At 70.8% G+C, this 6,042-nt stretch carries 6 protein-coding genes; 1 reads left to right on the top strand and 5 read right to left on the bottom strand.

From position 1 onward, the window contains the following. The 5 genes from ACOADB_RS13240 to ACOADB_RS13220 all read right to left on the bottom strand — a co-directional run. The coding region (locus ACOADB_RS13240) for an ATP-dependent helicase (RefSeq protein WP_378599252.1) at positions 1-1,490 on the bottom strand (1,490 nt) is incomplete at its 3' end. Positions 1,491-1,534: 44 nt separating this feature from the next. After that, a complete protein-coding gene (locus ACOADB_RS13235; protein WP_378599249.1) occupies positions 1,535-1,894 on the bottom strand; it encodes a hypothetical protein in 360 nt (119 codons plus the stop codon). Between the two features lie 53 nt (positions 1,895-1,947). Beyond that, positions 1,948-2,817, bottom strand: coding sequence for a M15 family metallopeptidase (locus ACOADB_RS13230; RefSeq protein ID WP_378599246.1), 870 nt, complete (start codon positions 2,815-2,817; stop codon positions 1,948-1,950). Beyond that, positions 2,814-3,473 (bottom strand): LuxR C-terminal-related transcriptional regulator, encoded by a 660-nt coding sequence (locus ACOADB_RS13225; RefSeq protein WP_378599243.1) that lies wholly within the window; start codon positions 3,471-3,473, stop codon positions 2,814-2,816. The genes ACOADB_RS13230 and ACOADB_RS13225 overlap by 4 nt, the downstream gene beginning before the upstream one ends. Beyond that, positions 3,470-4,819 carry a PspC domain-containing protein gene (locus ACOADB_RS13220; protein ID WP_378599240.1) on the bottom strand — a complete coding sequence of 450 codons (1,350 nt, stop codon included), beginning with the start codon at positions 4,817-4,819 and terminating at the stop codon, positions 3,470-3,472. The genes ACOADB_RS13225 and ACOADB_RS13220 overlap by 4 nt, the downstream gene beginning before the upstream one ends. 144 nt (positions 4,820-4,963) lie before the next feature. Here ACOADB_RS13220 and ACOADB_RS13215 point away from each other — a divergent pair. Further along, positions 4,964-6,042: PspC domain-containing protein (locus tag ACOADB_RS13215; RefSeq protein WP_378599237.1), on the top strand; the 1,079-nt coding region annotated here is incomplete at its 3' end.

Raw genomic sequence — 6,042 nt, 5'->3', positions numbered from 1 at the left:
TTGACCATCGTCACGAAGCCCTCGATCTGCGTCTGGCTGCGCGTCGCCAGTCCCGGGGCCTCATCGGCGCGCTGGAGGGCCTCCCAGAACGTGATCCGCTCCCGGTCGGCGAACATGGTGATCGCCAGCACCGCGCGGTCACCGATCCCCCGCCGCGGCGTGTTCAGGATCCGTCGTACGGAGATCGCGTCATCCGGGTTGACCAGCATCCGCAGGTACGCGAGCGCGTCGCGGATCTCCTTGCGGTCGTAGAAGCGCGTGCCGCCGACGACCTTGTAGGGCAGGCCGGTGCGGATGAAGATCTCCTCGAACACCCGCGACTGCGCGTTGGTCCGGTAGAACACCGCCATGTCGGAGGGACGCAGCCCGCCGTCGGTGAGCTTGTCGATCTCCCCGGAGACGAAACGGGCCTCGTCGTGCTGGTCGTCGGCGACGTACCCGACGATCTTCTCGCCGTCCCCGGCGTCGGACCACAGCCGCTTCGGCTTGCGGCTCTCGTTGCGTTCGATGACCGCGTTGGCGGCGCTGAGGATGGTCTGGGTGGAGCGGTAGTTCTGCTCGAGCAGCACGGTCCGCGCGTCGGGGAAGTCCTGCTCGAAGTCCATGATGTTGCGGATGTCGGCACCACGGAACGCATAGATCGACTGGTCGGCGTCGCCGACGACCATCAGCTCGGCCGGGGGCACCCGATCAGCAGGCACGCCGTCGAGGGTGTCGGGGTCCGGGGACTCCTCGAACTGCTGGCCGCAGAGCTGCTGGATGAGGGAGTACTGCGCGTGGTTGGTGTCCTGGTACTCGTCGACCAGGACGTGCCGGAACCGGCGGCGGTAGGTCTCCCGCACCTCCGGCTTGAGCTGGAAGAGCCGGACCGTCTCCATGATCAGGTCGTCGAAGTCGAAGGCGTTCGCCTCGCGCAGCCGCCGCTGGTACTGCCGGTACGCCGCCACGTAGGTCTCGTCGCTGGCGTTGGTCGCCTCGGCGGCGACGTCCTCGGGGTCACGCAGCTCGTTCTTGTGGTTGCTGATCCAGTGCAGCACCGGACCCGGCTGGTAGCGGCGGGGATCGATCTCCAGGTCGTTGAGCACCAGGGTGATCAGGCGCTTCTGGTCCTGGCTGTCGTAGATCGAGAAGTTCGACTTGAGCCGTTCGTAGCCGAGGTGCTCCACCTCCTTGCGCAGGATCCGCACGCAGGCCGAGTGGAACGTGCTGACCCACATGATCCGGGCGCGGTTGCCGACCAGGTCGCTGACCCGCTCCTTCATCTCCGCCGCGGCCTTGTTGGTGAAGGTGATCGCGAGGATCGAACCGGGGTGCGCCTTGCGGACGGCGATCAGCCACGCGATCCGCCGCGTGAGCACACGGGTCTTGCCCGACCCGGCACCGGCCACGACCAGCAGGGGCGCACCTTCGTGCTGGACGGCCTGTTGCTGCGGGTCGTTGAGGCCCTCGAGGAGGAGGTCTGCGGTCAGGGCCGGGGGCGTCGTACTCATGCTCCTGCCAGCCTACGGCGCTGGGCCGACGGAGCCGCGGTCGGTCAGGAGCTGTGCACCGGCGACCAGAGCACGGCGACGCCGACCTCGATGATCGCGAGCGCCAGGAGGCCGGCCCAGAGGCCGTTGGGGATCTTCTCCTTGCGCATGTTCGCCATCACCAGGACCAGCAGGACCAGGCCGATGAGGAGCTTGACGGCGACCTTGCCGTGGTTGACCGGGTCGTCGCCGCCCTCGAGGACGCCGACCAGCAGCAGTCCGGCGAGGAAGGCGGTGCCGACGCCGTCACGCATGACACCGGTGACCTTCTTGTCCCCCGGGCCGACCTGGGCGAGCAGTCCGCCGATCAGGGCCGAGAAGCCAAGGATGTGGACGATCAGCAGGATCAGGCGCACGGTCTCCATGCCCGAACTCTAGGGCAGCAAGCTGCTGCCGGCGCCTCCCGCCGCGCTGCCGGCTACCTGCCCGTCGCGGTGAAGTGCTGGTAGTCCTTCAGCGAGCTCCATGACCCGCCCCAGCTCCAGCCGATGCGCGCGAACTCGCGCACGACCAGGTCCCCGGAGTGGATGATCCCGGGCTGGCTGCGGGTCCGGTCGAGGTACGCCGACGCGCGCTCCGGCAGGACCAGGGCTCCCTTGGAGTACGGGTTGAGGAACGGGTTGACGTCGATCGCCAGGCCGTAGGCGTGCGCCGACCAGGTGGTCGTGCCCCGCGCTGCGCGACAGACGAGTGCGGCGGTGTTGTTGCCGTCGCCGGTGGGAGGCGCATCGAGGTCGGCGGTGGTCGGCAGGCGCATCTCCTCGATCGGGAAGTCGGCGGCGAAGAGCGCCCTGAACACCGATGTCACGCCCTCGGCCTCCCGGGCCGCGACCACCAGCTCACCGGTGTGCGCCTTGCCGTCGAAGCCGCGGAAGCTGACGTTGACGTAGCGAAGACCATCCAGGCCGACGGGGCAGGCGGAGGACCAGGTCTCCCCCATCCGGGTACGGATCGCCCGTGTCACCGGCCCGATCGACGAGTGGAACGCGTCATCGGTCGGGGCCGGGAGCAGGTCGGCAGTCGGGAAACGACGCACCCGCAGGGCCTTCGGTGTCGGCCTGATCTCGCCGAAGCCGTCGGCATCGACGGGTAGCACGTGGACGCCCAGCTCCCAGTCGGAGTACGACGGCCCGGGGTCGGGTGCGCTGGAGGGCGACGGCGCGGTGGGGGTCGGCGAGCCCGACGTGGGGGGTGTCGTCGACGGCTGCGGGGTCGGATTCGTCGTACCACTGGAGCAGCCGGCCAGCGCCACCGCTGCGACGACGGCCACCACCGTGCCGCGGTTCACAGCAGCCTGCGGTCCGATGCCCAGCGGGTCAGCTCGTGGCGGGAAGAGAGCTGCAGCTTCCGCAGTACCGAGGACATGTGGGTCTCGACGGTCTTGATCGAGATGAAGAGCTCCTTGGCGACCTCCTTGTAGGAGTAGCCGCGCGCGATCAACCGCATCACCTCGCGCTCCCGCTCGGTGAGCCGGTCGAGGTCCTCGTCGACACTGGCGAGGTCCGCCGAGATGCCGGCGCCCGCGAAGGCGTCGAGGACGAAGCCCGCCAGTCGCGGGGAGAACACGGCGTCACCGTCGGCAACGCGCGCGATGGCGTCGACCAGCTCGGGGCCGGTGATCGTCTTGGTCACGTAGCCGCGGGCACCGCCCCGGATCGTGCCGATGACGTCCTCGGCCGCGTCGGAGACGGACAGCGCCAGGAACCGGACCTCGGAGTCGTTGACGCGGCGGATCACCTCGACGCCGCCGCCGCCGGGCAGGTGCACGTCCAGCAGTACGACGTCCGGCCGGTGTTCGAGCACGGCCGCCACCGCTTCGTCGACATCGGCGGCCTCGGCCACGACGTCGACGCGACCGGCGCCCGTGGAGCCGAGCTCGGCGCTGACGCCCCGGCGGAACATGGCGTGGTCGTCGACGACGACCACGCGGACGGGCTGGCTCATGGGTCTCCCTGCTGGTTGTCCTGGTCTGCGACCTGGGCTGCGGCCTGGTCGGACTTCGCGTCGGCCTTGTGGTCCAGGTGCAGCCGCACCTCGGTCCCCTCGCCGGGCGCAGACCTGATCTCCGCGCGTCCGCCGTGCCGCTCCATGCGGTCGATGATGCTCCGGCGCACACCGAGGCGGTCCTCGGGGGTGGCGTTCGGGTCGAAGCCGACACCACGGTCGCGGACGAACACGTCGATGCCGCCGGCCGTGATCTCGGCATAGACGTCCACGCGCGGCACACCGGCGTGCTTGGCGGCGTTCGCGGTCGCCTCGCGCGCCGCCGCGACGATCGGGCGGGCCGCCTCGTCGTAGTCGCAGTCACCGACGGCGACCACGTCGACAGCGATGCCGTAGGCGTCCTCGATCTCGGCCGCCGCCGAGCGCAGTGCGCTGGCGACCGTGGCCTCGTCGAGCGACTCCCCGGTGAACAGCCAGGCCCGCAGGTCGCGTTCCTGCGCACGCGCGAGACGGGCCGCGTCGGCCGGGTTCTTCTGGATCAGGGCGAGGGTCTGGAGCACGGAGTCGTGGAGGTGCGCCGCCACGTCGGCCCGCTCCTGGGTCCGCACCCGCTCCTCGCGTTCGCCCGCGAGCTCGGCGATCAGCCGGTAGACGAAGGGGCCGAGCACGATCGCGATGCCGCCGATGCCGAGCAGGATCGCGATGGTCGCGTCGCGGGCCAGCGACAGGGACCCGTCGCGCACCGCGAAGAGGACCAGCGCGATGACGACCAGCGCGACCCCGGCCGCGATCCGCGCCCACGCCGCCCAGCCGCCGCCACCGAGCACCACGCGGATCGGGTCGACCTTGCCGGTCGCGTCGATGAAGCGCTCGCGTTGCGCCTCGTCGGCCTGGCGCCACAACAGGGCCACGCCCGCGACCGCGATGCCGAGCGGCCACACCCACCAGCCGTTGCCCAGCACGGCACCCGTCGCGAAGATCGCGCCGATGCCCAGCGCGGACAGGGTGATGACCGGCCCGATGTCCGACAGCCGCCGGGCCCGGCCGGGGCGTCGCCCGTCGCGGGTGGCGCTCTCGAGTCCCGGGGCGAGCACCCACGGCGGCGGTCCGGGCGGGAGCATCACCCACAGGGCGGCGTACGCAGCGACACCGGAGCCGCCGGCGAGGGTCGCCACGACGAACGCCACGCGGACCCACAGCACCGGGACAGCGAGGTGGGCCGACAGGCCCGACGCCACGCCACCGAGGACCGGGTGGCGCAGGTCGCGCCACGCGCGCCGTACGTCGTGGCGCGACGGCAACGGGCCGGGCGCAGGCGGGCCGACAGTGGTCAGGGGCGTTGTCATGATGCATCCATCGTCACACAGCGCACCCCGCCGGAGCAGGGGGAACGACCCTGATCCGACCCTGATACCGACCCCTGCCCGATGCGGCAGGATCAGGGCAGTCCCCGATGGTGCGCAGGCGCCAGACACCGCAGGCTTGGAGCCATGAACTCACCGACCGACACCGAGCACGGACCCGGCCCCTCGGGCCAGGAGCCGGGTTCCACCGGACCCCGCGTGACCCGCGACGAGGTCCGCGACCTGGGCCGGATGCGCCGTAGCCGCACTGACCGGAAGATCTCCGGCGTGGCCGGCGGCATCGCCCACCACCTCGACATCGACCCCCTCCTGGTGCGGGTCGCGTTCGTGGTCCTCACGTTCTTCGGGGGCGGCGGCCTGATCCTGTACGGCGTCGCGTGGCTCCTGCTCCCCGACGAGCACGACGGCGACGCGGTGATCAACGTCGACGAGGGGATCCGGACGGCGGCGCTCATCATCGCGGGCGTCCTCACGATTGCCTCGATGGTCGGCGACACGTTCGGAGGACCCGAGTTCCCCTGGCCGGTGCTGGTCGTCGGCCTGGTGTTCCTGGTCATCTTCGGCGGCAAGCAGGCCAAGCAGTCCCGCACGTTCCCGCCGGTTCCCGGCCAGATGGCCGAACCGCCGACGTACCCGGGCTATCGGCCGGGTCCGCCCCCGCCGCCGCGGCTGGTCGATCCGAAGCGACGGGGCCCGCTGCTGTTCCCCTTCACGATCGCGCTCGCCGCGTTCGCCATCGGAGTCGTCGCCACCTTGCACCTGGCCGGCGTCGAGGTCGCGCCGTCGGCGTACCCCGTGACCGTGCTGGGCGTGGTCGGCGTGATGCTGCTGGTCGGTTCGTTCTACGGCCGCGCCGGCGGGCTGATCTTCATCGGCCTGATCGCGGCGCTCGCGACGGCGGTGACCTCGGTGGTCGACAACGTCGACGCGGGGCAGACCGTCAAGCGACCGGACACGGCAGCCGAGCTCAGGTCCAGCTACGACGTGGGTGCCGGCGAGATCATCATCGACCTCACCAGGATCAAGGATCTCGACGAGCTCAAGGACAGAAAGCTCGACCTCGAGGCCGGCCTCGGCCGCATCGAGGTGATCGTGCCCGACGACGGCCTGCGCGTGGTCGCCGACGCCAAGATGGAAGCCGGCGAGGCGATCCTCTTCGGCCACAAGTCCGAGAACGACGACAGGGCCATCTTCGGCGACTCCGA

The organism is Nocardioides sp. CPCC 206348, assembly GCF_048654705.1.
Taxonomy (GTDB): Bacteria; Actinomycetota; Actinomycetes; order Propionibacteriales; family Nocardioidaceae; genus Nocardioides.
This window is presented reverse-complemented; position numbering and strand designations above follow the sequence as displayed.